Genomic DNA, 25956 nt, shown 5'->3' with positions numbered 1-25956 from the left:
TCCAGCAATGGAATTCCGTTCGTCGTAAAGAGGGTTCTCCTTCCTGTAAATTCGCGCCAGCTTAATCGAAGGAAGTCCCCCATGATCCTCAGCGTCAAAAACCTCACCAAGACCCTCATTGCGGGCTCTCTCATGGCCCTTGCCGCGTCGGGTGCGGCCCATGCAGACGCAACACTGGATCGCATCAAAGCCAAGGGCAAACTGACCGTTGGCATCATCCTTTCAGGCGCACCGTTCGGCTATATTGATTCCAAGACGCAGGAACAGAAGGGCCTTAACATCGATATCGCCAAGGAACTGGCGAAAGGCCTCGGCGTGGAACTTGCAACGCAGACCGTTACGCCGCCAAACCGCGTGCAGTTCCTCCAGCAGGGCAAGGTCGATATTCTGATCGCCAACATGCAATATACGGAAGAACGCGCCAAGTCGCTCGGCTATGTGAAGACGCCTTATGACCGTATGGGTGGGGCAGCGATTGGCCGCAAGGATAGCGGCATCAAGGACTGGAAAGACCTCAAAGGTAAGATCGCCTGCGTTTCGCAGGGCTCCAACTACACCCAGCCGCTGATTGAAGAATATGGCGCAAACGTCAAGGCGCTGCCAAGCCAGCCGGAATCAATGCTGGCGCTCAAGGGCGGCAATTGCGACGTTTCCGTGCATGTCAGCGCTACACTTGGCCTGATGCTTCAGGACCGTGCTGAGGAGTGGAAGGATTATGGCATCCTGATCCCGACCGACCTCATCCCTTCGGATTCAGTCATCTGGCTGAAAAAGGACGAGAACGACACGGAAGCCGCTCTCGACAAGATCGTCCGCGATCTGCACGCATCGGGCAAGATGATCGAGATTGCCAAGGCAAACCGTCTGCCGAACCTGAGCTATCTCGAAGAAGAGCATAACAAGCTCAAGAGCCAGTAAGCCTCAAAACGCTACCTTGTCAGAATATTTGCGGGCGGTTCATCCGTCCGCAATTTCAGAGCGCTGATCTTATGCAAACAGATCAACGCTCTAAAACGCAATCGGATCATTTCAATGAAAGAAGCTCTGATTTCGCGCTTCATCGAGCTCACCAGCGCAATCGGCCTCAATTATGAATTTCTCAATAGTGGCTATGAGCTTGATATGTGGCTCAATGGCATGGTCACGACGCTTGAGCTGGTCGCGATCACCATTCCACTAAGCCTGTTTTTCGGTGTCTTGTTCGCAGGCGCTCTGACGTCCGGCAAGCGCTGGCTGTCGGTGCCGGTACGCGGCTATGTCGAACTCACCCGCAATACGCCTACACTCGTTCAGCTGATGTGCGGCTTTCTCGTGCTCAATATGCTGATTTCCAACGCCATTGGAGGCGCGCAGAACAATCCACTCACACCATTCTTCTGGCTGGTTGCGATCACGGGTCTGCATATTGCAGCCCTGCATGCGGAAGCGCTGCGCGGCGGTATTGAAGCTGTTCCCGGCACAACGATCGAAGCGGCACGCGCCATCGGCTTCAATTCGTTTCAGGTGCTGATCTATGTCGAGCTGCCGCTGGCAATCCGCACGGCACTTCCGGCTGTTGTCAATAACCTCGTCAATCTGGTGAAACTCACGACAGTTGGCTCGGCCATTGCGGTCAGTGAAATCACTTATGCTTCGATCTTGATCTGGACACAGCGCGATAATGTGGTCGAGTTGATGCTGGTCATTCTTCTGTTCTTCAGCACCATCAATCTGATCGTCGCGCGCGTTGGCTACTGGTTTGAAAAGCGCCTTGCAATTCCGGGATATGGCCAATGAACATCGCTATCGAACAAAAGCCCAGCATCTGGCTGTCGCCTGCGACCCTTACATTCACGACCATCATTCTGGCCACTGCACTCTGGTTCTATCTTGATCCGTCGCTTGGTCAGGTCTGGCTCGACTGGCTGCCCTATCTTGGCAAAGGCTTTGCCATGAACGTGCTGATCAGCGTTTTTGCGATCACGCTTGGCACCTTTGCGGGCGTGTTGCTCGGCATCATGGAGCTGGCACCTTACAAGATCATCCGCGCACCGGCTGTGACCTATGTGCAGATTTTCCGCAACGCGCCGCATCTCGTGCTTATCTTTGCTGCGACCTATATTTTCCCGTTCGAGCTGGTGATCTTCGGCAATTACATCGCTTTCCCCGATTGGATCAAAGCGGTTGTCGGCCTTGCCATTCCGGCAAGTGCACATATTGCGGAAATCACCCGCGGCTCCATCCAGTCGATCCCGACCGCGCAGTGGGAAGCGGCGCAGGGCCTTGGCTTTTCTCGCCTTCAATCGCTGCGCTGGATCATCCTGCCGCAATGCGTCAAGCGTTCGCTGCCGCCCTGGATGAACCTTTATACCTCCATCACCATGGGCACGGCGTTGGCCTCGCTCGTGGGTGTGCATGAGCTGTTGCATTCGGCAACCGATGCAAGCACCGCGGTCCAGCGCAATGACTTCACCGTCATCATCTATCTGACCGTGCTGATGGCGTTCTTCCTCTTCTGCTATCCCGTGTCGCGCTTCACGCAGCGGCTCGAAAAGCGGCTCTCCTCCCGCTGACAAGGATCTGAAATTCACATGAGCGACACCACCAAAACTACACTGGTCGAACTGGAGAACGTTCATCTGTCTTTCGGGCAGAATGAAGTGCTCAAGGGCATCGACCTCAAGATCAACAAGGGCGATGCAGTCTCGATCATCGGGCCGTCGGGTTCAGGAAAATCAACGATCCTACGCTGCATCAACGGTTTGCTGATCCCACAATCGGGCAAGATCACCGTGGGCTCAACCCGCGTGGACGAGCTTAAAACCGAACCTGAACGCATTACGCTGCGCAAGCGCATCGGCATTGTGTTCCAGCAGTTCAACTTGTTTCCGCACCTGACGGTTCTGGAAAACATCGCCATTGCACCGGTCAAAATCCTGCGTACGCCTAAAGCCGAAGCCGAGCGCCACGCAAAAGAACTGCTGAAAAAAGTGCGGCTTGAACACAAGACGGATGCCTATCCGGGTGAGCTTTCGGGCGGTCAGCAACAGCGCGTCGCCATTGCCCGCGCGCTCGCCATGCGGCCGGAACTGGTTCTGTTCGATGAAGTCACCTCCGCACTTGATCCAGAAACGGTCGGCGAGGTGCTCTCGGTTATTCGCGATCTCGTCAAAGAAGGCATGACCAGCATTCTCGTAACCCACGAAATGCGCTTTGCCGAAGAAATCAGCGATACGATTGTCTTCACGGAAAACGGTCGCATCATCGAACAAGGCTCGCCAGAGCAGCTTTTCTATAAGTCAACGAACCCACGCATAAGCGCCTTCGTCAACGGGCTTGGTGGCAATGCAAGCCGCGTCAATGAAGGTGGCGAAGGGATCTGACATGACCGATCATGTAACCAAGACCCTAAGTCAGGCTATTATCGGCTCTGAACCATCGCCAGAGGCAATCGCTGTTGCTCGCACGGCAATTGTTGATTTTCTTGCCTGTGCGCTTGGCGGAGCGAATGATCGCAGCACGCTTCTTGTCAGAAAGGTTCTGGGTGCCAGCGGCAATGTCGCGTTGATTGGAACTAGTGGCACAGCCGATCCTTTCACGGCAGCGCTGATCAACGGCCATGCGGCCCATGTGCTTGATTATGACGATGTGCATGGCAGCGTGCGCGGACACCCGACAATTGCCATTGTCCCAGCCCTTCTGGCCGTTGCAGCTGAAAACAACGTCCGTGCAGACGCGTTTGTTGCCGCCTATATTGTCGGGCTTGAAACCATGGCGCGTCTTGGCCTTGCCATGGGCACCAAACATTATGAAACCGGCTTTCACGCAACCGCAACGCTCGGCACCATCGGAGCTGCAGCAGCCATTGCGCATCTTCTCAAATTCGATGCGGCGACCACTGCCGTTGCGCTCGGTCTGGCCGCCACACAATCGGCGGGGCTTCGACTGCAATTTGGTTATGATGCAAAACCGCTTCATGCAGGATTTGCCGCGCGTGCGGGTCTCACTGCCGCCCGACTGGCCGAAGCCGGTTTCCTTGGTGCGCCTGATTTCATTGACAATACAAACGGCTTTTTCAAAGCCTTCGCCTTTGGTGCAGACGAAGTATCGCGCGTGACGCAAGGCTGGGGTGAGCCATGGCAGATCATCGTGCCGGGACTGACACTCAAAGCCTTCCCGTGTTGCACCGCCGCCCATCCGGTTGGCGTTGGCGCTCTGGCACTACGCAATGAGAAAGCTTTGCAGCCCGATCAGATCGCAGCGGTTTCGATTACCTTTCCGCCCGGCGGCGATGCTGCACTTGTGACGACCAGGCCTGTGACGGGCATCGATGCGCGGTTCAGCCCGGAATATATCTTTGCGGCAGCATTGCGCGACGGAAAGCTGGCGATTGCTCATTTCGATGATCGTCCGGTGGATGCCGATCTGGCACAACTTGCGGCGAAGGTAACACGACGCCATGACGAGAATGCGCCGCGGCTCTCGCCCGATCCTAAAACCCGCTTTGTCATCATCGATGTAACGCTCAAGGAGGGCTCGACGCTTTCGCAGCGTGTCGATGGTCTGCCGAGCATCAGCGATCCAATCGAAAAATTCAAGGACGCAACGAAGGATAATCCGCGCTTTGCAGGTATCCCGGACCTCGTCCAATCCATGACCAGCGCAGACGACTTGCAAAAGCTCATCTCGTGGCTCAACCAATCCCCGGAGTAAAAGACATGACCAAGAAACAAATGCATCTCGGCCTCTTCCTGCAAGGCGCAGGCCACCATGTTTCGGGCTGGCGGCACCCGGATGCAGAAGCGGGCAGCGAGAATTTCGATCTGCTGCGCCGCGTGGCGAAAGAAGCGGAAGACGCGAAATTCGACATGATATTTCTGGCTGACGGCCTGACTAGCGGCGTTGACGCTCACCCATCGATGGTTGCGCGTTTTGAACCGCTGACGCTGCTTTCTGCACTTGCGATGGTCACAGACAAGATCGGTCTGGCAGCTACAGCTTCGACCACCTATGGCGAACCCTATCATACGGCGCGCGCCTTTGCGTCTATCGACCATTTGAGCCACGGACGGGCTGCGTGGAACATCGTCACCACGTCGTATGCCCGCACGGCAAACAACTTCTCGAAAAGCCATCCTGAGCATGACGAGCGCTATGCGGTGGCTGAAGAATTCGTCGATGTCGTGCGCGGTCTTTGGGATAGCTGGGATGACGACGCTTTCCCGAAAGACAAGGAAAACGGCGTCTATGCCGATCCAAACAAGGTGCATGTGCTCAACCATGCAGGCAAATACTATTCGGTGCAGGGTCCGCTCAACATTCCGCGTTCCCCACAAGGCCATCCGGTTCTCATTCAGGCAGGTTCATCCGGTCCCGGTCAGGATCTGGCAGCGCGCATTGCTGATATCGTGTTTACTGCACAGCAGAGCCTTGCCGAAGCGCAGGGCTTCTATGCAAGCCTGAAGGAACGCGTGGCGAAGGCCGGTCGCGAACCGGACAGCGTTGCGGTAATGCCCGGTTTCATGCCGGTGATCGGCGATAGTTTCGAAGGTGCTGCGGAGAAGCTCAAGGAGTTGAACCGCTGGACAGATATCAAGAGCGCCATGCCGCTTCTCGAAGAGCGCATCGGCCATAGCCTTGCCGAATATGATCTCGACGGTCCGCTGCCTGATCTGCCAATTTCCGATCAGCTTCGCAGCCGTGCAGAACTTCTGCGCGATCTGGCACGACGTGAGAATCTCACAATCCGTGACCTTGCGCTTCGCGTCGCCGCAGGTCGCGGCCATCACATCGTGCTTGGCACGCCTTTGCAGATCGCCGACCGGATGCAGGAATGGTTTGAGGGGAAAGCTGCAGATGGTTTCAATGTGATGCCACCTTATTTCCCGGGCGGTCTTGAAGACTTCCACAGACAGGTTGTACCGATCCTGCAGGAACGTGGTCTGTTCCGCACTGAATATACGGGCTCGACATTACGTGATCATCTCAATATTGCTCGGCCTGAAATAAAGCATACATAAAGACAGTTGCCGCATCGCCCCCTCCCAAGAATGCGTTGCGGCTACAATACTGAATTCCCCCAAACAAAAGGCCGGAAGCGCTCCCAACGTTTCCGGTTGGCATGATTGATGGCACACCCGAACAGACTGAACTCAGCAGCGCTTGATTTACCGCCCGATACGGCCACGGCGGATGAATTGAAAGCTGCGATGCGACAGCTTGCTGCCGGCATCAGCGTATTGACCGCAGGAGCCGGTGATAGCAAGACCGGCGCAACCGTCACGTCTGCGACCGCTCTTTCGGTCGAACCACCGACAATCATCGTCAATATCAATCTGACTGCATCGGTGTGGCCGACAATTAATGCAGAACGTCATTTCTGCCTCAACATTCTTTCGGGCGAACAGCAGGCCATAGCCGACCGTTTTGCAGGCCGGAATGGCGAAAGAGGTGCGGCGCGTTATGCCGAAGCTGAGTGGTATGAACTCGAAAGCGGCGCCTTGGCACTGAAAGGCGCGCTTGCCTCTATCGATTGCGAGGTTGAAGAGGTCATCGAGCGTCACACCCACGCCATCGTTATTGGCCGTGCGCTCAAGATCGTCACTGGCGAGGGAGAGCCGCTCGTCTATCATCACGGACGCTATCACGCCCTCAAACGCTAAAGCATGTCGCAGTTAAATGGATTCATTTAACGTTCGCGAACATGCGAGAATTAAAAGAATCTAGAGCGAGCGCCATGGGTGCGATTATGCGCAACACGCTCTGGCGTGTCTTTACCCCAAAACCGGTTCCCACTTTTGGGAGACGTGGTCCAAGTTCCGCTTAAACCCACAACTTGCTTGAAACATTTGTTGCCCTGTTGTCATAAATTGCCTAGCTGTTAGACAAGTTGCATAGAAGTGGGAGAGTTCGGCGTCGTGATTGAATGGTTGGCCAATAGCAGTCCGGTAAATCGGAAAAGTGCGGCTGAAATCGTGTTCGAGGATATCCGCTCTGCGATCACGACCGGACGGCTGATCGTTGGAACACGTCTGCCCTCCGAAGCCCAATTGGCCGAAAAATACAGTGTCAGCCGCCCCATCGTGCGCGAGGCGCTACGTTCTTTGCAAACACTTGGCCTCACCCAGACACGCACCGGTAGCGGCACTTATGTACTCAAAACCTCCCCTGGACCGGAACTGAGCTATGGCGGTTATTCCGCGCGCGATCTTATCGAAGCTCGCCCTTTCATCGAAGTGCCGGCAGCTGGCTGGGCAGCCCTACGCCATACGGAAGAGCAACTGGCCAAGCTGATCGATCTTTGCGACCGCATGGACAAGCAGACCGATCCGCATAAATGGGTGCTGCTCGATACCGAGTTTCACAGCATGATTGCTTTGGCGTCAGGCAATGCGATGTTTGGGAAGATCGTTGCAGATGCCCGCGTCGCACTTTCACGCCAATCGGAACTCGTCAATCTGATGGCCGGTCGGCGTGAGGCTTCCAATATCGAGCATCGCCAGATTGCCGAGGCTATCAAGGCTGGTTCTGAGGAACAGGCACGTCTTGCGATGCAGAACCATCTCGGACAAGTGAAGCTGGCCGTCACGACGATCATCGCCAAAGAAAAAGGCTCGCCGGAGTAAAGATCAGGCGAACCTTTCACACGGTTATCAGGTTTCAACCACCAGATTGGCGAGATGTTCAGGCTTGAGTGCCTGCTGCAATTCGTCGGCGGTCATATGCCCCTGCGCAAGCACGACCTCAGGCACGGTCTGCCCGGTAGCAAGCGCTTCCTGCGCAACCTTGGTGGCAGCATAGTAGCCGATCAGCGGATTAAGCGCTGTGGCAAGACCGATGGATTCTTCCACACGGCGCGCCATGATTTCGGGGTTGGCGGTAATGCCATCCACGCAGCGTTCTGCAAGAAGGCGGCAGGCCGCACCAAGATGACTGATGCTTTCAGACAAAGAGCGCACGATGATCGGCTCGAAAGCATTCAACTGCAACTGACCACCTTCGGCTGCCATGGTGATCGTTATATCGCTGCCGATAACCGCAAAAGCTACCTGATTGACCACTTCCGGGATTACCGGATTGACTTTGCCCGGCATAATGCTGGAGCCTGCCTGAACGGCTGGCAAGTTGATTTCGCCAATGCCAGCACGCGGACCAGAGGACAATAGCCGCAAATCATTACAGGTCTTGGAAAGCTTGACTGCAACGCGCTTCAAAACACCCGAAAGATGCACGAAAGCGCCGGGGTCCTGGGTTGCTTCAATAAGATCGCTGGCCGTGACCAGCGGACGGCCGGTCAGATCCGAAAGATGCTCACAGGCAAGCGCAGCATAGCCTTTCGGCGCGTTAAGCCCGGTGCCGATTGCCGTGGCACCAAGATTGATCTCGTGCAGAAGCTTGGCCGATTCCAGAAGCCGCAAGCGATCCTCGCCGAGCATCACCGCGAAGGTACGGAACTCTTGACCGAGCGTCATCGGAACAGCATCCTGAAGCTGCGTGCGCCCGACCTTCAGCATCTTGTCAAACGCGCGCGCCTTGCGCTCAAACGAAGCCTGAAGAATTTCCATGGCATCAGCCAATTCGTCAATCGCTTCGATCAACCCGACATTGATGGCGGTCGGATAGGCATCATTTGTCGACTGGCTGAGATTGACGTGATCGTTTGGATGCAGATGCGCGTAATCGCCCTTCTCATACCCCAGCAATTCCAGCGCACGATTGGCAATCACCTCGTTGGCATTCATGTTGGTGGATGTGCCCGCACCGCCCTGAATGACATCAACGACAAACTGATCATGCAACGCGCCGTCACGAATTTCGCGGCAGGCACTGACAATTGCATCGAAATGCTGGCGGCTCAAAAGGCCCAGCTCGTGATTGGCGAGCGCTGCCGCTTCTTTCACGAAAGTCAGGCCACGGACCAGATAAGGATAACGCCCGATGCTTACACCTGTGATCTGAAAATTATCCACTGCTCGCGCCGTATGGACGCCCCAGTAAGCATCTGCGGGCACCTCCTTTGCACCGAGCAGATCATGTTCAACGCGCGTCCCGACCACGTTTTCCTCCTGAACTCGAAACGGTATTATCTGTCATGCTGTCTGACAGATTTAACTCGGTTACTCCTCCTTACGGTAGCCGTCAACACACTTGTTAACTTGACTAGCCTTTTCCGATATGCGTTAAGACCCCCATTAAATCTGTCATGCAGCCTTACAGAAACTCAACAGGGAACCATTGAGGCATGTTCAGGACCGGCTCGTTTTGCGAGAATTTGGTCGTGTCAGAAAAATATGCGTCAAAGCACAACTGAAGATGCATTGCCGGGTCGCATTTGAGCCCCATGTATTTTGACAGCTTCGGGATTGCTGTTTTCCCTTGTGAGCACTGCATAAAGCGATGACCTCATCAAAACCGAGCTCTCAGGGAGGAGCGATGACAACGGAATTTATCAAGGCCACACCGGCCGAACGCGAAGTCTTCACCGAAGAAGATCGCGGCTATCACAAGGCACTGAAGCCGCGTCAGATCCAGATGATTGCCATCGGGGGAGCAATCGGTACGGGTCTGTTTCTTGGTGCAGGCGGACGTCTGGCACAGGCTGGCCCGTCACTTGTGTTCGTTTATGCCGTGTGTGGCTTTTTCGCGTTTCTGGTGCTGCGTGCGCTTGGCGAGCTGATCATGCATCGCCCAAGCTCCGGCTCCTTCGTCTCTTATGCCCGTGAATTCTACGGCGAGAAGATGGCCTTTGCGGCAGGCTGGATGTACTGGCTCAACTGGGCCATGACATCAATTGCGGATGTGACCGCTGTCGCGCTCTACATGAATTTCTTCAAGCATTATGTTCCATGGCTCGAAGGTATCGACCAGTGGATGTTTGCAATGACCGCACTGGTTCTCGTGCTTTCGATGAACCTGCTTTCGGTCAAGGTTTTCGGTGAGCTGGAATTCTGGTTCAGCCTCGTCAAAGTGCTGTCGCTGGTAATCTTTTTAGCTGTCGGCATTTACTTCGTCGTATCCGGCACACCGATTGACGGCCATCAGCCCGGCTTCCATCTCATTCGTGAGAGTGGCGGCTTCTTCCCCAACGGCATCTTGCCCGCGCTCGTGATCATACAGGGCGTCGTCTTCGCCTATGCCTCGATCGAGCTAATCGGCACGACAGCGGGTGAAACCGAAGACCCGCGCAAGATCATGCCCGGCGCAATCCGCACCGTCGTTTTCCGCCTGATCGTCTTTTATGTCGGCTCGGTTCTGCTTCTCACCATGTTGCTGCCGCATACGCTTTATTCGGGTAGTGAAAGCCCGTTTGTAACCTTCTTCAGCAAGATCGGTGTTCAGGGTGCGGATATCATCATGAACCTCGTCGTGCTGACTGCGGTTCTGTCATCGCTTAATGCCGGACTTTATTCGACCGGACGCATTCTGCACTCGATGGCTGTTTCGGGTTCGGCACCGGCAGCACTTGCCAAGATGAACAAGAATGGCGTGCCTTATGGTGGCATTGCTGTCACCGCTGTCGTCACAGCGATCGGTGTTGCACTCAATGCCGTCGTGCCTGCCGCAGCCTTTGAAATTGCGCTCAATCTTGCTTCGCTCGGCATCATCACTGCCTGGGGTGTGATCATCCTTTGCCAGCTCAAGCTCTGGCATCTGTCACGCAAGGGTGAAATTGCCCGTCCCGATTTCCGGATGTTCGGCGCACCTTACACCGGCATTCTGACGCTTCTGTTCCTCTTCGGCGTTCTGGTTCTGATGGCTGCGGACTATCCTGTCGGCTCCTACACCATCGGTTCGCTGATTATCATTATACCCGCACTGGTTATTGGCTGGTATTGTCTGCGAGACCGAATCTATCGTCTGGCGGAACAACGCGCGGCTGATACAAAGAAAAGCAGCTGAGTGAGGGGAAAGAGTGAATAACAGGCAATTCAAACCATTGGTGGCGGTCATCGCCACCGGTGGAACTATTGCAAGCAAACGCGGGGAAGATGGCGCAAGCACGCCGACGCTGAATGGCGACGATCTGCTTGCAACACTGGGCCATGTCGATGCACGATTGCGCCCCATCGATCTGATGGCGAAGGATTCATCCAGCCTGACGCTGATCGACATGCAGACCATCAGCGATGCTGTTGAAGCGCAGATCGCAGACCCGGAAATCAATGGCGTTGTCGTGTTGCATGGCACTGACGCCATGGAAGAAACGGCGCTGCTCGTGCATCTTCAGCGCCATCTTTCCAAGCCGGTGATCTTCACCGGCGCGCAGTTCACTGCCGATCACCCCAATGCGGATGGTCCATCCAATCTGACGACCGCAATCCATCTGGCTGCAGACACGGCCAATGGGGAAAAAGGCGTGCTTATCGCCTTTGGCGGCCGGATCGTGCCTGCATGGGGTGCATTCAAATATAGCAGCGATCATGCCGATGCTTTCAGGTCGGTTCGCGATCTTGAAGCCCCTGATGCAATCAACCTCCCTGCATCTGTCAGTGCTATACGCATCGATATCGTGGCCATCCATCCGGGCTGTGATGATGTGCATCTTCAGGCGAGCATTCAGGCAGGGTGCGATGGCATAGTGTTGGCAGCTCTCGGCTCCGGCAATGCCAATGCGACAATCGTTGAAGCTGTGAAGCAATGCGCAAAACGCAATATCCCGGTCGTGGTTTCAAGCCGCGTTCCAACCGGCGTGCTGGTGCCAGGTTATGGTGGCGGTGGTGGCGGTCATGATCTGGTTGCAGCCGGTGCTGTGCATTCGCAGACCCTGCGCCCCGGTCAGGCGCGCATTCTTCTGGCAAGCCTTGTTGCCAGCAAAAGCCCAAAAGATGCGCTCACAAAGGCTTTTGACGATCTGAACCCATAAAGCGCATCCGCAACTGGGAGAAAATCTAAAGCGCGCCTTTTTCTGTGGCGCGCTTTTTGTTTTAACGCATCCCGAAAACCGAGTCCGACTTTTCGGGATGCGTTCTGGCCCTCACCCGACGCCAACACATATATGACTTTTTTATTTTTCAGCCTTTTCTCCTCTCTCGAAACCCTATGCGCGTGCGCCACATAATGCCCGCTGTGAAACAGGGAGCCCCATAGGCAATCAAGCCAGGGGCATTCAAAAATGACAATGGATATTGCCGTTCTTGGTATCGGCATCGCATTTTTCGCAATGTTGCTTGGCTATTTGCGCCTTTGCGAGAGGCTTTGAGGAACCCGCCATGCTGATTGAATATATCGCAGGCGCCTTGGTCGCGGCTTTTGTTGCCGCCTACCTTCTTTACGCGCTCATTCGTCCAGAACGGTTCTGAATAAGCAGTCGATTTGAGGCCAGAGCATAATTCCTTAAACTGGGATCAGTTTCAGGAAAAATTATGTTCCAATTTAGTGTTAGAGCGCCCCTTGTGCGCCCGATTGGGCGCACGGTGCTCTAATCAGGGCTTGGGAAAAACCATGACAATCAATGGATGGATACAGATCCTCATCTTTTGCGGGATCATCATCGCGCTCGTAAAGCCGCTTGGCGGCTATATAACGCGCGTTTTCACAGGGGAGCGCACCTTCCTGTCGCCTGTCCTTGTTCCCATCGAACGGGGGCTTTTTCGCTTAGCAGGTACAAGCGAACGCGAAGAGCAGCACTGGACGAGCTATACCGCCGCCATGCTGCTGTTCAATCTTGCAGGCTTTCTGCTTCTTTACTTTCTGCAGCGCTCGCAAGGTTCTCTGCCTTTTAACCCGATGGGTATGAGCAATGTACCGGCGGACCTTGCCTTCAACACAGCAACAAGTTTTGTGACCAACACCAACTGGCAGAACTATGGCGGCGAAAGCACCATGTCCTACCTCACCCAGATGGCAGGCCTTACGGTCCAGAACTTCGTTTCGGCTGCAACGGGTGTGTCCATTGCCATTGCGCTCATTCGCGCTTTCTCGCGCAAATCAATGAAGACGCTCGGCAATTTTTGGGTCGATCTCACACGCTGCATCCTCTACATCCTGCTGCCGTTATGCATCGTCATGACACTGGCTTTTGTAGCGCTTGGTGTGCCGCAGACGCTCGGCTCCTATGTCGAAGCCACCACGCTTGAAGGTGCACGACAGGTCATAGCACTTGGGCCCGTCGCCTCACAGCTTGCCATCAAGATGCTCGGCACCAACGGCGGCGGCTTCTTCAATGTCAACTCCGCGCACCCGTTTGAAAATCCCGATGCCATCTCGAATATGATCCAGATGGTCGCGATCTTTGCCATTGGGGCAAGCCTTACCAATGTGTTTGGTCGCATGGTCGGCAATGAGAAGCAGGGCTGGGCAATCTTCGCCGCCATGGGCGTACTCTTCGTGGCAGGTGTTGCCATTTGCTATTGGGCAGAGGCTGCGGGTAATCCACTTATCCATGCACTTGGCATTGATGGCAGCAACATGGAAGGCAAGGAAACCCGTTTCGGCATAACCATGTCGGCGTTGTTTGCTGTGGTCACCACGGCTGCATCCTGCGGTGCGGTTATCGCCATGCATGACAGTATGATGGCGCTTGGCGGCATGATCCCGATGATCAATATGATGCTGGGCGAAATCATCATCGGCGGCGTGGGCGCAGGTTTCTACGGCATCATTCTGTTTGTGATTGTCGCAATCTTCGTCGCCGGTCTGATGGTCGGACGTACACCGGAATATCTGGGTAAGAAGATCGAGGCCAAAGAAGTGAAGATGGCCATGCTAGCCGTCCTCTGCCTGCCGCTGTCGATCCTTGGCTTTACCGCTATTGCCTCGGTCATTCCGACCGGCCTTGCATCAATTGCCAACCCAGGTCCGCACGGCTTTTCAGAAATCCTATATGCCTATACATCAGGTACGGCCAACAATGGTTCGGCCTTTGGCGGCCTCTCGGGCAACACGCCCTGGTACAACATCACCATCGGTCTTGCGATGCTGATGGGCCGCTTTCTGGTCATTGTTCCTGCTATGGCAATTGCAGGCTCTCTGGTTGCCAAGAAGGCAGCGCCAGAATCTGCCGGCACATTCCCGACGCATGGACCGCTTTTCGTCGGCCTTCTGATTGGCGTCATTCTCGTTGTGGGTGGTCTGATCTTCTTCCCTGCGCTGGCGCTCGGACCTGTGGCCGAACATCTTTCGATGACCAACGGGGCGCTGATCAACGGGCAGACGTTCCAATGATTAGCCCCTCAAACCTCATTCTCCTCATCCTCGCAGCAGTGCTGATGATCGTCTTTGCTGCAGAATTTCTGGGCCCGCTTTTCTGGAGTTCCCTATGAGCAAGTCCCAATCCGCCAAAGTAGTTAAAACCGGCATGCTTGATGCCCGCATCCTTATTCCCGCCATCGGCGATGCGTTTCGCAAACTCAATCCCAGAAGCCTTGCGCGCAATCCGGTCATGTTCGTCGTGGCCGTTGTCTCGCTGCTCACCACCGTTCTTCTGCTGAAGGATGTTGCGACCGGCGGAGCCAATATCGGCTTTTCGTTCCAGATCGTGCTGTGGCTCTGGTTCACGGTGCTGTTTGCCAATTTTGCCGAAGCCGTTGCCGAAGGCCGCGGAAAGGCACAGGCTGAATCCCTGCGCCGCACTCGCACGGAAACGCAGGCCAAGCTGCTCGGCAATGCAGGCAATAGGGATTTTACGACCGTGCCGGGCACAAGCCTTAAGGTCGGCGATCTGGTACTCGTTGAAGCAGGCGACATCATTCCGTCTGACGGCGAAGTCGTCGAAGGTGTCGCTTCCGTCAATGAGGCAGCAATCACCGGCGAATCCGCTCCGGTCATTCGTGAATCCGGTGGCGACCGCTCAGCGGTTACAGGCGGCACGCAGGTTTTGTCTGACTGGATTAAGGTTCGTATCACTGCAGCACAGGGTTCGACATTCATCGACAAGATGATCAGCCTTGTCGAAGGCGCTGAACGTCAGAAGACACCGAACGAAATCGCCCTCAACATCCTGCTTGCAGGGATGACGCTGATCTTCGTTCTGGCGGTCGTAACAATCCCAAGCTTCGCTTCTTATGCTGGCGGCTATATCCCCGTCATCGTGCTGGTGGCTCTTTTCGTGACGCTGATCCCAACCACAATCGGCGCGCTTCTGTCGGCAATCGGCATTGCCGGTATGGACCGTCTGGTGCGCTTCAATGTGCTTGCGATGTCCGGTCGTGCGGTGGAAGCAGCCGGTGACGTTGACACCCTGCTGCTCGACAAAACCGGCACGATCACACTCGGCAATCGTCAAGCAACCGCTTTCATGCCGGTCAGCGGTGTGAATGAACTCGCACTTGCGGACGCAGCACAATTGGCCTCGCTCGCCGATGAAACGCCTGAAGGCCGTTCCATTGTCGTGCTGGCCAAGGAAAAATACGACATGCGCGGCCGCGATATGCAGAGCCTCAATGCCAGTTTCGTGCCTTTCACGGCACAAAGCCGGATGAGCGGTGTCGATATTGATGGATCGTCAATCCGCAAGGGCGCGGTTGATGCAGTGCTGAAAAACGCAACCTCTGATGAAAAAACCGTTCACGAACTCCAAGTCATTGCCGACGCGATCGCCAAATCCGGCGGCACGCCGCTGGCCGTCAGCAAAGACGGTCGTCTGCTCGGTGTTATTCACCTCAAAGATATCGTCAAGGGCGGCATCCGCGAGCGCTTCACTGAACTGCGTCGCATGGGTATCCGCACGGTAATGATCACCGGCGATAATCCGATGACCGCAGCTGCAATTGCCGCAGAAGCTGGTGTCGATGATTTTTTGGCGCAGGCAACGCCTGAAAACAAGCTCGAACTCATCCGTGAGGAACAGGCCAAGGGCAAGCTCGTGGCCATGTGCGGTGACGGCACCAATGACGCGCCTGCCCTCGCACAGGCTGATGTCGGTGTTGCTATGAATACCGGTACGGTTGCCGCGCGAGAGGCCGGTAACATGGTCGATCTCGACAGCGATCCGACCAAGCTCATCGAGATTGTCGAGATTGGCAAGCAATTGCTGATGACACGCGGCGCGCTCACGACCTTCTCGATTGCCAATGATATTGCCAAGTATTTTGCGATCATCCCGGCGATGTTCCTCGCCTTCTATCCGCAGCTTGGCGCACTCAACATCATGGGGCTTGCAACGCCACAAAGCGCGATCCTCTCGGCGATCATCTTCAACGCTCTCATCATCGTAGCGCTGATCCCACTCTCGCTGAAGGGCGTCACATATAAACCCGTTGGGGCAGGCGCACTGCTGTCGCGCAATCTGCTGATCTATGGCCTTGGCGGTGTCATCGTTCCGTTCATCTGCATCAAGGCCATTGATCTCGCAATCGTCGCAATGGGCCTGGTTTAGAGCGGCTCCCGTAAAACAGGATCGTCGGAACCGCTCTATCCCTTTATTTTTACGCATTATCCCACGCAAAACCGCTTCGCACTTTTGCTGGAAATGCTTCTAGGATTAAAAAAATGCTGAAACAACTTCGTCCAGCACTCGTCATGATCGTTGCCCTCACCGTCATAACCGGGTTGATCTATCCGCTTGGCATGACTGGTCTTGCGCAGGCTATCTTTCCGCAACAGGCCAATGGCAGCCTGATCGAGAAAGATGGTAAGGTAATCGGCTCCGAACTGATCGGGCAAAAATTTTCAGGCGACCGCTATTTCCATGGCCGTCCTTCTGCGGCAGGCAAGGAAGGTTATGATGCAGCCAGTTCCAGTGGCTCCAACCTTGGGCCAACCAATCCGGCACTGATCGAACGCATCAAAGCCGATGCGGATGCTCTCAGGCAAGGAAATCCCAACGCTGAGGTACCGGTTGACCTCGTCACAACATCGGCAAGCGGTCTTGATCCGCATATCTCGCCGGAAGCAGCCCTATTTCAGGTAGCGCGTGTTGCCAAAGCGCGCGGCCTTGATGAAGCAGGTCTTCGCGGTATCGTCGAACGGCAGATCGAACAGCGAGAGCTTGGTTTTCTGGGCGAGCCGGTGGTCAATGTGCTCAAGCTCAATCTTGTTCTGGACAGAACGGGCAGTAACTAGAATGGATAAAAGCATTTCCAGCAAAAGTGCGAAGTGGTTTTGCTTAGGATAACGCTAAAAACGAGAAGATAGAGCGGTTCCTACAATTCTGTTAAAACCAGTCTGTTAAAACCGGAACCGCTCTAACGCCGGGCTTTCCCGCCGCCATCTTATTTCGAGGAAACAACGCTTGGTATCGGACGATCTTCGCCTTAGCGATATGAGGCCTTCCCCCGATGCGCTGCTTGAACAGGCGGAGCGCGAAACGCGTGGCCGTCTGAAGATATTTCTGGGAGCAGCTCCCGGCGTCGGTAAAACCTACGAAATGCTGATGTCCGGGCGCGCGCGCAAGGCTGACGACGTTGATGTCGTGATCGGCGTTGTCGAGACCCATGGGCGCAAGGAAACCGAAGCGCTTCTCGATGGGCTTGAAATCATCAACCGCACCGAAATTTCCTATCATGGCCATCGGCTCGATGAGATGGACATCGACGCGATCCTTAAAAGACAGCCGCAACTGGTTCTGGTGGATGAGCTGGCCCACACCAATGCGCCGGGCAGCCGTCACCCCAAGCGCTATCAGGATGTCGAGGAAATTCTGGCACGGGGGATCGATGTTTATACCACGCTCAATATCCAGCATGTCGAAAGCCTCAACGATGTGGTTGCGCAGATCACCCGCATCCGCGTGCGCGAAACCGTGCCAGACAGCATCATTGACCGGGCCGACGATATTGAACTGATTGATCTTACGCCCGATGATCTCATCAAGCGGCTCGATCAGGGCAAAATCTATCTGCCCAAAACCGCTAAACGCGCGATCCGCAACTATTTCTCTGCCGGCAATCTGACTGCCTTGCGAGAGCTGGCACTCCGCCGCACAGCACAGCGGGTTGACGAGCAATTGCTGACCCACATGCGCGCCAATGCCATACAGGGGCCATGGGCTGCCGGTGATAGGGTGCTTGTTGCGGTCGACCAGCGCGCAAACAGCGCTTCACTGGTCCGCTATGCCCGGCGGCTTGCCGACCGGATGCGTGCGCCCTGGGCTGCCATTCATATCGAGACGCCGCGTTCCGCCAGTCTTTCCGATGAAGCCAAGGATCGGCTTGCGGCAACCATGCGACTTGCCGAGCAGCTTGGCGGCGAGACCATCATTATTCCCGGCCAAAGCATTGCTGAGGAACTTGTGCGCTATGCTTCAACGCATAATTTTACGCACATCGTTGCCGGAAAATCGGCCAAGCCGCGCTGGCGTGAGGCAATCGAAGGCTCGGTCGGCCACGCACTAATCCGCCAATCCGGCGCAATCGACGTTCATATCACCGCTGCCGCTGACCGTGACAATGCCGGTTCCGCACGAAGCATTAAAACCGTCAGCCATTCAACCGGATATGACCTCAAGCCGTATCTCGCAGCATCTCTTGTTACAGCTTGCGCGCTTGGTGTTGGGCTTCTGCTCGATCAGTTTCTCGACGTGCGAAGCATCGCACTGGTTTTCGTTGTCGGTGTTCTCGGTGTTGCGGTCACGCTTGGTCTATGGCCAGCGCTGTTTGTCTCGGTTTTAAGCGCATTTGCCTATAATTTCTTCTTCCTATCCCCGCTCTACACGCTATCCATCGCCGATCCCGAAAGCGTGGTGGCGCTGTCATTCTTCCTGCTTGTAAGCTTCGTTGCCAGCAATCTGGCAAGCCGTGTCCAGAGACAGGCCACCGCCGCACGCCAGCGTGCACACATGACGGAGGACCTTTATCTGTTCAGCAAAAAGCTCGCGGGAACCGGATCGCTCGACGATGTGCTTTGGGCCACAGCCTTTCAGATAGCCTCCATGCTCAAGGTACGGGTCGTCATCCTGCTGCCGGAAGGCGAAAGCATCGCCGTTCGCGCGGGCTATCCGCCCGATGACAGTCTTGTCGATGCTGATATTGCTGCGGCACATTGGGCCTGGGAGCATGAACTGCCAGCCGGGCGCGGGGCTGATACCCTACCCGGCGCCAAACGGCTTTATCTTCCGCTCAAAACCGCGCGGACGTCGGTCGGTGTGATCGGCCTCGACAATGATCGGCAGGGGCCGATTCTTACGCCAGAACAGCAACGACTTTTTGAGGCCTTAAGCGATCAGGCAGCCATTGCCATCGAGCGTGTGCAGCTTGTTGGCGATGTCGAACGGGCGAAGCTTGCAGCAGAAGCCGACAAACTCCGCTCTGCCCTTCTCACCTCGATATCGCACGATCTTAAAACCCCGCTTGCGGGCATCATGGGTGCGGCGACCACATTGCGCGACTATTCTGGTTCACTGCCGGATAATGATCGAACTGAATTGCTCTCGACCATTGTCGAACAATCCGAGCGGCTCAATCGCTTCATTGCCAATCTGCTTGACATGACGCGGATTGAATCGGGTGCTATGGAACCCAATCTGTCGCTGTATTATCTCGGTGATATTGTCGGTACAGCGCTTCATCGTGCCACCAAGATTTTGGCGCATCATAAAGTTCAGGTGGCGGTGCCAACCGACCTTCCCATGGTGAGGCTTGATGCGGTTTTGTTCGAGCAGGTGCTGTTCAATCTCCTGGATAATGCCGCAAAATATGCGCCGCAAGGTTCAGAAATCGCTCTTGAAGCGCATGTCGAACAGGGCCATGTGACGCTTGAAATCAGCGATCATGGTCCCGGCATTCCCGAGATCGATCTTGAACGGATTTTCGATACATTCTATCGCGTTCGTAAAGGCGATCACGTGCAGGCAGGAACGGGCCTTGGTCTTTCCATTGCGCGTGGTTTCACCGAAGCAATGGGCGGAACCATTCGGGCTGGAAACAGGGCTGACGGTTCGGGTGCTCGCTTTACAATCGCCGTACCCTTGCCGGTTCAAGAGATAGACAGGATCATATGAACGACCCTAAGCCCAAAATTCTGGTGGTCGATGACGAGCCACCCATTCGCAAATTGCTGCGGGTTGGGCTTACGAGCGAAGGTTACGCTGTCGTTGAAGCGACCAACGCGCGTGAAGCATCGGCACTTCTGGACAGCGAAAAGCCTGATCTTGTGCTGCTTGATCTTGGCCTGCCGGATACGGATGGCCATGAGCTTCTGCGTTTGTGGCGCGAACAGGGGCTGACGCTGCCAATCCTCATTCTTTCAAGTCGCACCGATGAGGTAGGCATCGTGCGGGCGCTCGAAACTGGGGCCGACGATTATGTCACCAAGCCTTTCGGCATGAAGGAACTGACAGCGAGAACGCGTGTTGCTCTGCGCCACAAGTTGCATCAGCAGGGCGAGAAACCGGTGTTTCAAAGCAATGGTCTGTCGGTCGATCTGGTCAGGCGCATCGTCAAACTGGATGAGACAGAGATAAAGCTCTCACCAAAGGAATATGAAATCCTGCGCCTGCTCGTGCAGCACGCAGGCAAGGTGCTGACGCATCAATATATTCTAAGTCATGTCTGGGGACCGGCAGCCGATGTGCAATATCTGCGCATCTATGTCCGCCAGCTGCGTCAGAAGATCGAGAAATCTCCCGATCAACCACATTACATTCTGACGGAAACAGGCGTCGGCTATCGTCTGCGCGAAGCCGACGCAATAGCAGTCTGATTACTGCATAATTCCAATCAGTTTAAAGCATTTCCAGCAAAAAGTGCGTAGCGGTCTTGCGTAGGATAATGCGTAAAAACAATTAATTACAGCGGTTCCAACGATTCAGTCTTAACTGGAACCGCTGTAAGGTAAAATTATTCAGTAAATTTAATCTGTTAGAGCGACCTTTGTGCGCCCAAGAGAGCGCACGGCGCTCTAAGACTGAACTTTGGATTTCTTGAGCGTCTTGCCGTGATTGGCGATCCAGTCCATGGCCGCCAGAAGCACGCCCGAAATCACGAAAACCAGATGAATGATGACCATCCACTTGATGTGATCGGCGGAGTATTTGGCGACGTCCATGAAGACCTTGAGAAGGTGGATACCGGAAATCGCAACGATTGAAGCAACAAGCTTCAGCTTGAGCGCCGAGAAATCCACTTCGCCTTGCCACTCTGGTCGGTCCTTGTGATCGGCCAGATCCATGCGGCTGACGAAATTTTCATAGCCTGCGAAAATCACGATCAAGAGGAGATTGGCCGCAAGGCTGAGATCTATCAGAGCCAGCACACCAAGAACCGCATCATTGACCGTCATTGACGGGATAATCAAAGCTAAATGCCATAGCTCGACCATGAAAACCCACACCAGAATGACCAGCGCCAAAGCGAGGCCAACATACATGGGTGCCATCAGCCAGCGACTGGCGAAAAGGCTGCGTTCGATCAGTCGTTCCATGGCGTGCTCCTAAAGCGTGTCGCATCTCATCATACCCGCATGACACGCTTTAAGTCTTTGTTTTAAAGCATATCTTTATCCCAAAACCGGTTCCCATTTTGGGGTGACATGCTTTAGAATTTGCAGGAGACGCAACTATCACGCGGATGTGACGGCAGCAAGTCGGTTAACGAAGCTGCGGTCACATCAAACCACGGGGTGGCGACTGAACTTCTCACCACTTCACATTCAACTAATGTTGAGTGGCTGTGCGTTGGCTAAGCGCATGAACGGAGGTGCTCCGTCTCTCGTACCCAATGGGGCTTTCAAAACGATAAGAACGTTTGTCAGGAAATGTTTTCTCCCATGTGCTGCGCTGCTATCTGGGAAAATATCCAATCTGAAAAAGCCTGCATGGACGACCTCATTTCACGAGATTGCAGTTTGGTAAGCCAATAGGCACCTAATCTGATGGAAATATCTAAGGGTTGTTCGATCAAGCCCGATGTAAACAAGAGTGAAAACAGCAGCGGAGGTGCTAAAGCAATTCCAGCGCCTTGCAAAGTCGCCTCCATTCCGACAATCGAATAATCAAAGACTACAGCATTATCAACAGATCGGGATTGAGGTGCTTTCGCGCCTCGAACCACCGTCCCCATTCGTCAGGACGATAACTGCGCAACAGTGTGTGAGACGCAACGTCAGTCGGTTCATGAAGGGTAAGTGCGATATCAGCCAAACATAATGCTGAAAACGGGGCCTCAAACAATTTGAAGGCCTGTGTTCCATGCCAGCGCCCGTCACCAAAAGGGATCGCAAAGTCCAGTCCTTCCGCCGCTATGTCGACCCTCCCAGTTCCATCGCATCAGCTGTTCCCCTCTGGAGGTTTTTGACCTTCACACTTCAAGGGCCTCGGTTTTCCGATGGCCTTTTTTTTCGGCCAATCGCCAGCCAAGATGAGGGCACGCTGCCCGCTTGACTTTGAAATCAACGCTGACAGTCAGACATGAGTTGACAAAATGGCGATTCTGTAAAGCATCGGTCGCGCTCGCTTTCAACCTGTGCCCATAATGTCAAACATGAGCAGACAGTCAGAGACAAAGCAAAACAGCTCCTTCAGCAAGTCCCCCCGGTTTCCTGGTGGACATGGGGTGGATGAGACGTCACACGATCTCCCGGCAATCCGTCTCAGGCTACATCAAACAAGGCTGGCTCGAACCTGTCACATCGGGCGTGTACCGCCGCCCTTTCTCATCGGACGCCAATCCAGAAGCCGTCATCGGCTGGAAGATTACCCTGCTCTCGGCCGTATGGCTCATGCAGCACAAACTCCATGTCGGCGGGGCGGGCTCTCTCTCTTTGCGAAGGCATACCCATCGGCACGCCAATGCCAGCGTTTCGTCTCGACCCATGGCCCAATCGCCAATCTCTTCCTTCTTCACAGAAAGCATCTCACCGCAGAGGACCATCGAAAGCTTCGTGCTGACGCCATCACAACCTTGAGAGACATCTCCTTGTTGATCGACGCCTGAAAATTCACGCCGATGGCACTATCGTACCCCTTTTCCCGGGAAGGCGACGCCACCGGCAGCACATTTTCCCTTGCATGTAAGCCGTAGCGGTCTGCAACGGAGGGATGCACCCATGTGCATTAACCCATGAGGCCCGGCAAGAACGTCACCAATTGGGGAAAGGCGATAAGAAGGCAGGCGATCAGCAACGCCGCAATGATGTAGGGCAAGGATGCTCGCACAATGGTTGAAAGCGTAACACCGCGCGGAGCAACGCCTGCCAGCACGAACAGACCGATGCCGAATGGTGGTGTGGCCAAGCTGATCTCCAACATCAGGAGTATCAGGATTGCCAGCCAAATGGCGTCATACCCGAGCCCGGCAGCCAGCGGAAAGAAGATTGGGGCAACCAGCATTATAATCGAAACCGATTCCATGAGCATGCCGAGCACAAATACGATCATCAGCATGCCGGCCAAAACCCACAGTGGATGAAAAGAAAGCGTCGTCACCCAACTGATCAGTCCGCTCGAAGCGCCCGAAAGAGCGAGCATCTGGCTGAAGGTGGACGCACCCACGATGATCAGAAAGACCATGCCGGTGACTCTGACCGTTCCCAGCAGGGATTTGCGTACGCTTTCCCATGTCAATGAACGAAAGAGGAGTGCCAGGATCAAAACGCCGAGGACGCCGAAGGCAGCCGCTTCGGAGGGGGTCGCAATACCATAGATGATTAATCCGACAACCATGAAGATTACGCTCGCCATCGGCAGCACATTTGTCGCTGCAAGGCGCAGCTTGGAAGCAAGTGGCAAGGGCTCAACGGGGTAGCGCGGTGCCGCCTCCGGATCCCGCCATGTGCAATATGCAATGATGGCGACGTAAGCGGAAGCCAACAGCAACCCAGGCACGATCCCGGCGATCAGGAGCTTGCCGATGTCGATTTGGGCGATGCTGCCGAGCAGGACACCAAGCGCTGATGGAGGGATCATGATCGCGAGGCCGCCAGTTGCGATAATTGGCCCCACCGACAAAACTGGTTTGTATCGGCGAGCCTCCATCTGTGGCAACAGTGTCGATCCGAGCATCGCAATGTTGGCTATGCTCGAACCGGACAGTGCCGCAAACAACGTCCCGCCTCCTACCGTCAGATAGGAAAGCCGTCCGGGAATCCGCCCCAATAGGCGGTCGATTGCGTCAAACACACGCAAAGCCACACCGGTATGAAAGAACAACTCCCCCATCAGGAGGAAAAGCGGTACTGGCACAAGCGTGAAGGTGGTTACCGATGTTGTCGCATTTGCGACAAGTTGCATAATTGCGACCTCGCCGCCAATAAAGATGAGGGCTCCGACCAGATTTGCAGTGAGGAATGCCATGGCTACGGGCATCCGCAAGGCCATGAAGATGAGGATAGTCCCGATGAGCAAGCCACCAGCTTCGTACCAGGGCATCACGAACCTCCCTGCGGCAGCGACGATCGGGCGTACATATCTTCGCCGCGGACGATGAATCTGGCAAATTCTGTCGCGCACAAGGTGAAGCCCACCGCGAGCACCGAATAGAGAAACCAGCGCGGCATAATGATCGAGCGGATATCGACCTCTCCACGAATACCGGCGTCGAACGCCATTACTGTAGCGTACCAGGCCATCACCAGCGAGATAGAGATGCATAGCACCAACACCATCAGACCCAGCACCCGTTGGAAGCGCGGCCCTGTGACGGTTGTGATGACCTCAACCCAAACGTGCCCGCGCTCACGGATGACAAGTGGTGCGGCGGCCATAGCGGCCACGAGCATGGCATATTCAGAGAACGCGCTCGTCCAGGCGGGTGTCTTCAGGCCTGCATTACGCAACAAGACGTCAACTATGATCGCCAGAAACGTCCCGCCAATGACTGCACCGGCAAGCCACGCCATCGAATACACCAGCCCGTCATAGACCCTCGTGAAGCTTCGCAAAATTTTGGACATGACAACTTTTCCTCCGCCCTGATGTCGGTCTAGTCTTGATATAGCTTCTCTTTCAGAGCGGCGGCATTGGTCGCGTCTCGTTCCTCCAACCGCTTCCAGACAAGATCATGCGCGATCCTCCGGTGCATAGCCGGGTCAGGCATTTCGACGGTCTGCACACCGGCGTCCTGAAGAATCTTCAGCTCTCTCTTGGCGATGGCCGCGAAGTCCTTCTGTGACTGCTTTTCGTGCTCGATCGCCGCGGTGGAAATAATGTTCCTGGCTTCCTCGGACAGCCCATCCCATTTTGCGGAATTCATCATGATAACGAGGTCAAGCTGCCAGACCGGAGGAGCAACGCGATACTTTAAAAACTTGTGGACGCCGATATCAGTGAAGCTGATCGCAGGCCAGCCAAGGCCTTTTACGACTCCGCGCTCAAGAGCCGTGAACATGTCCGAAGTCTGCAACATGACATTGTTACCTCCCAACACTTCGAACCATTCGCGATATGCCGGCGTCGAACGCATCTGGATGCCGGAAAGGTCGAGAGTGCCATTTTCGGCCAACTTCGGCTTATCCACGAGATAGATGTAGAATGGGACATTGCCACTTTGCCAACCAATGAATTCGGTATTCAATTTTTTGCGCCATATCTGGTTCAACAGATCCGTCGCGCCGTTTCTGCGCGCTTCCACAGGATCGACGGTCGCGCCGAAAAGTGCGTCGGCCTCTGGCACTGTGCCGTTATAGTAGGACGCAGGCCCCATCTGGATATCAAAGACCCCGTTACGCAGCGCCGTATCCTGCTGTTGCGGCGGTATCACTTCGGGGCCGCCCACGAGTTGGATCGAGACCACACCCTTACCGTTCTCGTTCACTCGGTCGATAAATTTTTGAAACTGTTTGGTGAACTCAAGGTTCACTGGAAATGCAGATATAGCGCGCAAGACCACCACTTCCGCCCTCGCAATGACGGAGAGAGACGACAGTATTGCAAGCGCTATTGCAGCGCACAGCAGATGACGCATTGGTTTTCCTCCCTTGTTCGGCCCTATCCTCCGACCGTATGGCGATGAATAGGCCGCCCGCCTCATAAAGAAAAATATATTATTCCTCTTAGACGCATACCCTATGGACTATGGGTCAACATAGAAGCCACAAAATTGGTGAGTAGGTTGGCTGGTCGCATCACAAATGACCCGCACTGGCTGGAGATATTCGACCAGATTC

At 55.0% G+C, this 25956-nt stretch carries 22 protein-coding genes and 2 pseudogenes; 18 read left to right on the top strand and 6 right to left on the bottom strand.

Going from position 1 to position 25956, the window contains the following annotated elements:
* The first annotated feature begins 81 nt into the window (after positions 1-81).
* The 8 genes from CES85_RS06835 (at position 82) to CES85_RS06800 (ending at position 7604) form a co-directional block, all read left to right on the top strand.
* On the top strand, positions 82-918 hold the full coding sequence (locus tag CES85_RS06835; RefSeq protein WP_095445192.1) for a transporter substrate-binding domain-containing protein: 837 nt from the start codon (positions 82-84) through the stop codon (positions 916-918).
* A gap of 114 nt (positions 919-1032) precedes the next feature.
* Complete coding sequence (locus CES85_RS06830; protein WP_095445191.1) at positions 1033-1776, top strand: amino acid ABC transporter permease; 744 nt, start codon at positions 1033-1035, stop codon at positions 1774-1776.
* On the top strand, positions 1773-2552 hold the full coding sequence (locus CES85_RS06825; RefSeq protein ID WP_095445190.1) for an amino acid ABC transporter permease: 780 nt from the start codon (positions 1773-1775) through the stop codon (positions 2550-2552). Before CES85_RS06830 ends, CES85_RS06825 begins: the two co-directional genes overlap by 4 nt.
* An 18-nt stretch (positions 2553-2570) precedes the next feature.
* Positions 2571-3362, top strand: a complete 792-nt coding sequence (locus CES85_RS06820) for an amino acid ABC transporter ATP-binding protein (protein WP_095445189.1) — start codon at positions 2571-2573, stop codon at positions 3360-3362.
* 1 nt (position 3363) lies between these two features.
* Positions 3364-4692, top strand: a complete 1329-nt coding sequence (locus CES85_RS06815) for an MmgE/PrpD family protein (RefSeq protein WP_167388252.1) — start codon at positions 3364-3366, stop codon at positions 4690-4692.
* Between the two features lie 5 nt (positions 4693-4697).
* On the top strand, positions 4698-5999 hold the full coding sequence (locus tag CES85_RS06810; protein ID WP_095445187.1) for an LLM class flavin-dependent oxidoreductase: 1302 nt from the start codon (positions 4698-4700) through the stop codon (positions 5997-5999).
* Between the two features lie 108 nt (positions 6000-6107).
* Positions 6108-6641, top strand: coding sequence for a flavin reductase family protein (locus CES85_RS06805; protein ID WP_095445186.1), 534 nt, complete (start codon positions 6108-6110; stop codon positions 6639-6641).
* A 255-nt stretch (positions 6642-6896) separates the two neighbouring features.
* Positions 6897-7604, top strand: a complete 708-nt coding sequence (locus CES85_RS06800; RefSeq protein WP_244923170.1) for a FadR/GntR family transcriptional regulator — start codon at positions 6897-6899, stop codon at positions 7602-7604.
* A 27-nt stretch (positions 7605-7631) separates the two neighbouring features.
* On the opposite strand, the gene CES85_RS06795 is transcribed toward CES85_RS06800, so the two are convergent.
* On the bottom strand, positions 7632-9035 hold the full coding sequence (locus CES85_RS06795; protein ID WP_167388251.1) for an aspartate ammonia-lyase: 1404 nt from the start codon (positions 9033-9035) through the stop codon (positions 7632-7634).
* A gap of 376 nt (positions 9036-9411) precedes the next feature.
* On the opposite strand from CES85_RS06795, the gene CES85_RS06785 reads away from it, so the two are divergent.
* The 8 genes from CES85_RS06785 to CES85_RS06750 all read left to right on the top strand — a co-directional run bounded on the left by CES85_RS06785 (position 9412) and on the right by CES85_RS06750 (position 20556).
* Positions 9412-10878, top strand: coding sequence for an amino acid permease (locus CES85_RS06785; protein WP_095445182.1), 1467 nt, complete (start codon positions 9412-9414; stop codon positions 10876-10878).
* Between the two features lie 13 nt (positions 10879-10891).
* The gene (locus CES85_RS06780; RefSeq protein ID WP_095445181.1) at positions 10892-11842 is read left to right on the top strand and encodes an asparaginase; all 951 of its coding nucleotides are present in this window, start codon (positions 10892-10894) and stop codon (positions 11840-11842) included.
* A gap of 346 nt (positions 11843-12188) precedes the next feature.
* Positions 12189-12278 carry a K(+)-transporting ATPase subunit F gene (gene kdpF / locus CES85_RS06775; protein ID WP_036567035.1) on the top strand — a complete coding sequence of 30 codons (90 nt, stop codon included), beginning with the start codon at positions 12189-12191 and terminating at the stop codon, positions 12276-12278.
* A gap of 142 nt (positions 12279-12420) precedes the next feature.
* The gene (gene kdpA / locus CES85_RS06770; RefSeq protein WP_095445180.1) at positions 12421-14142 is read left to right on the top strand and encodes a potassium-transporting ATPase subunit KdpA; all 1722 of its coding nucleotides are present in this window, start codon (positions 12421-12423) and stop codon (positions 14140-14142) included.
* A 94-nt stretch (positions 14143-14236) separates the two neighbouring features.
* On the top strand, positions 14237-16294 hold the full coding sequence (gene kdpB, locus CES85_RS06765) for a potassium-transporting ATPase subunit KdpB (protein WP_095445179.1): 2058 nt from the start codon (positions 14237-14239) through the stop codon (positions 16292-16294).
* A 113-nt stretch (positions 16295-16407) separates the two neighbouring features.
* Positions 16408-16980 (top strand): potassium-transporting ATPase subunit KdpC, encoded by a 573-nt coding sequence (gene kdpC, locus CES85_RS06760; protein WP_095445178.1) that lies wholly within the window; start codon positions 16408-16410, stop codon positions 16978-16980.
* Between the two features lie 199 nt (positions 16981-17179).
* The gene (locus CES85_RS06755) at positions 17180-19855 is read left to right on the top strand and encodes a sensor histidine kinase (RefSeq protein WP_208636294.1); all 2676 of its coding nucleotides are present in this window, start codon (positions 17180-17182) and stop codon (positions 19853-19855) included.
* Positions 19852-20556, top strand: a complete 705-nt coding sequence (locus CES85_RS06750; RefSeq protein ID WP_095445176.1) for a response regulator transcription factor — start codon at positions 19852-19854, stop codon at positions 20554-20556. Before CES85_RS06755 ends, CES85_RS06750 begins: the two co-directional genes overlap by 4 nt.
* Positions 20557-20754: 198 nt before the next feature.
* On the opposite strand, the gene CES85_RS06745 is transcribed toward CES85_RS06750, so the two are convergent.
* Together CES85_RS06745 and CES85_RS06740 are read right to left on the bottom strand one after the other, a co-directional pair.
* Complete coding sequence (locus CES85_RS06745; protein ID WP_095445175.1) at positions 20755-21276, bottom strand: TIGR00645 family protein; 522 nt, start codon at positions 21274-21276, stop codon at positions 20755-20757.
* A 326-nt stretch (positions 21277-21602) separates the two neighbouring features.
* On the bottom strand, positions 21603-21830 hold the full coding sequence (locus tag CES85_RS06740) for a type 2 periplasmic-binding domain-containing protein (protein WP_157743422.1): 228 nt from the start codon (positions 21828-21830) through the stop codon (positions 21603-21605).
* 571 nt (positions 21831-22401) lie between these two features.
* On the opposite strand from CES85_RS06740, the pseudogene CES85_RS06735 reads away from it, so the two are divergent.
* Both CES85_RS06735 and CES85_RS27750 read left to right on the top strand, forming a co-directional pair.
* Positions 22402-22572: pseudogene (locus CES85_RS06735) on the top strand (type IV toxin-antitoxin system AbiEi family antitoxin domain-containing protein); the annotation flags it as partial.
* A 59-nt stretch (positions 22573-22631) separates the two neighbouring features.
* Positions 22632-22787 (top strand): annotated as a pseudogene (locus CES85_RS27750) (IS6 family transposase); the annotation flags it as partial.
* 119 nt (positions 22788-22906) lie between these two features.
* Here the strand turns inward: CES85_RS27750 and CES85_RS06725 are convergent.
* The 3 genes from CES85_RS06725 to dctP are packed head-to-tail and all read right to left on the bottom strand — an operon-like array spanning position 22907 to position 25754.
* A complete protein-coding gene (locus CES85_RS06725; RefSeq protein ID WP_095445173.1) occupies positions 22907-24220 on the bottom strand; it encodes a TRAP transporter large permease in 1314 nt (437 codons plus the stop codon).
* Positions 24220-24744, bottom strand: coding sequence for a TRAP transporter small permease (locus CES85_RS06720; protein WP_095445172.1), 525 nt, complete (start codon positions 24742-24744; stop codon positions 24220-24222). Before CES85_RS06720 ends, CES85_RS06725 begins: the two co-directional genes overlap by 1 nt.
* A gap of 29 nt (positions 24745-24773) precedes the next feature.
* The gene (gene dctP, locus CES85_RS06715; protein ID WP_157743421.1) at positions 24774-25754 is read right to left on the bottom strand and encodes a TRAP transporter substrate-binding protein DctP; all 981 of its coding nucleotides are present in this window, start codon (positions 25752-25754) and stop codon (positions 24774-24776) included.
* Positions 25755-25956: the final 202 nt, after the last annotated feature.

Origin of the sequence: Ochrobactrum quorumnocens (assembly GCF_002278035.1) — a bacterium.
GTDB classification, from domain to species: domain Bacteria; phylum Pseudomonadota; class Alphaproteobacteria; order Rhizobiales; family Rhizobiaceae; genus Brucella; species Brucella quorumnocens.
The sequence above is the reverse complement of the archived record's forward strand: the minus strand, read 5'-3'. Positions and strand labels throughout refer to the sequence as shown.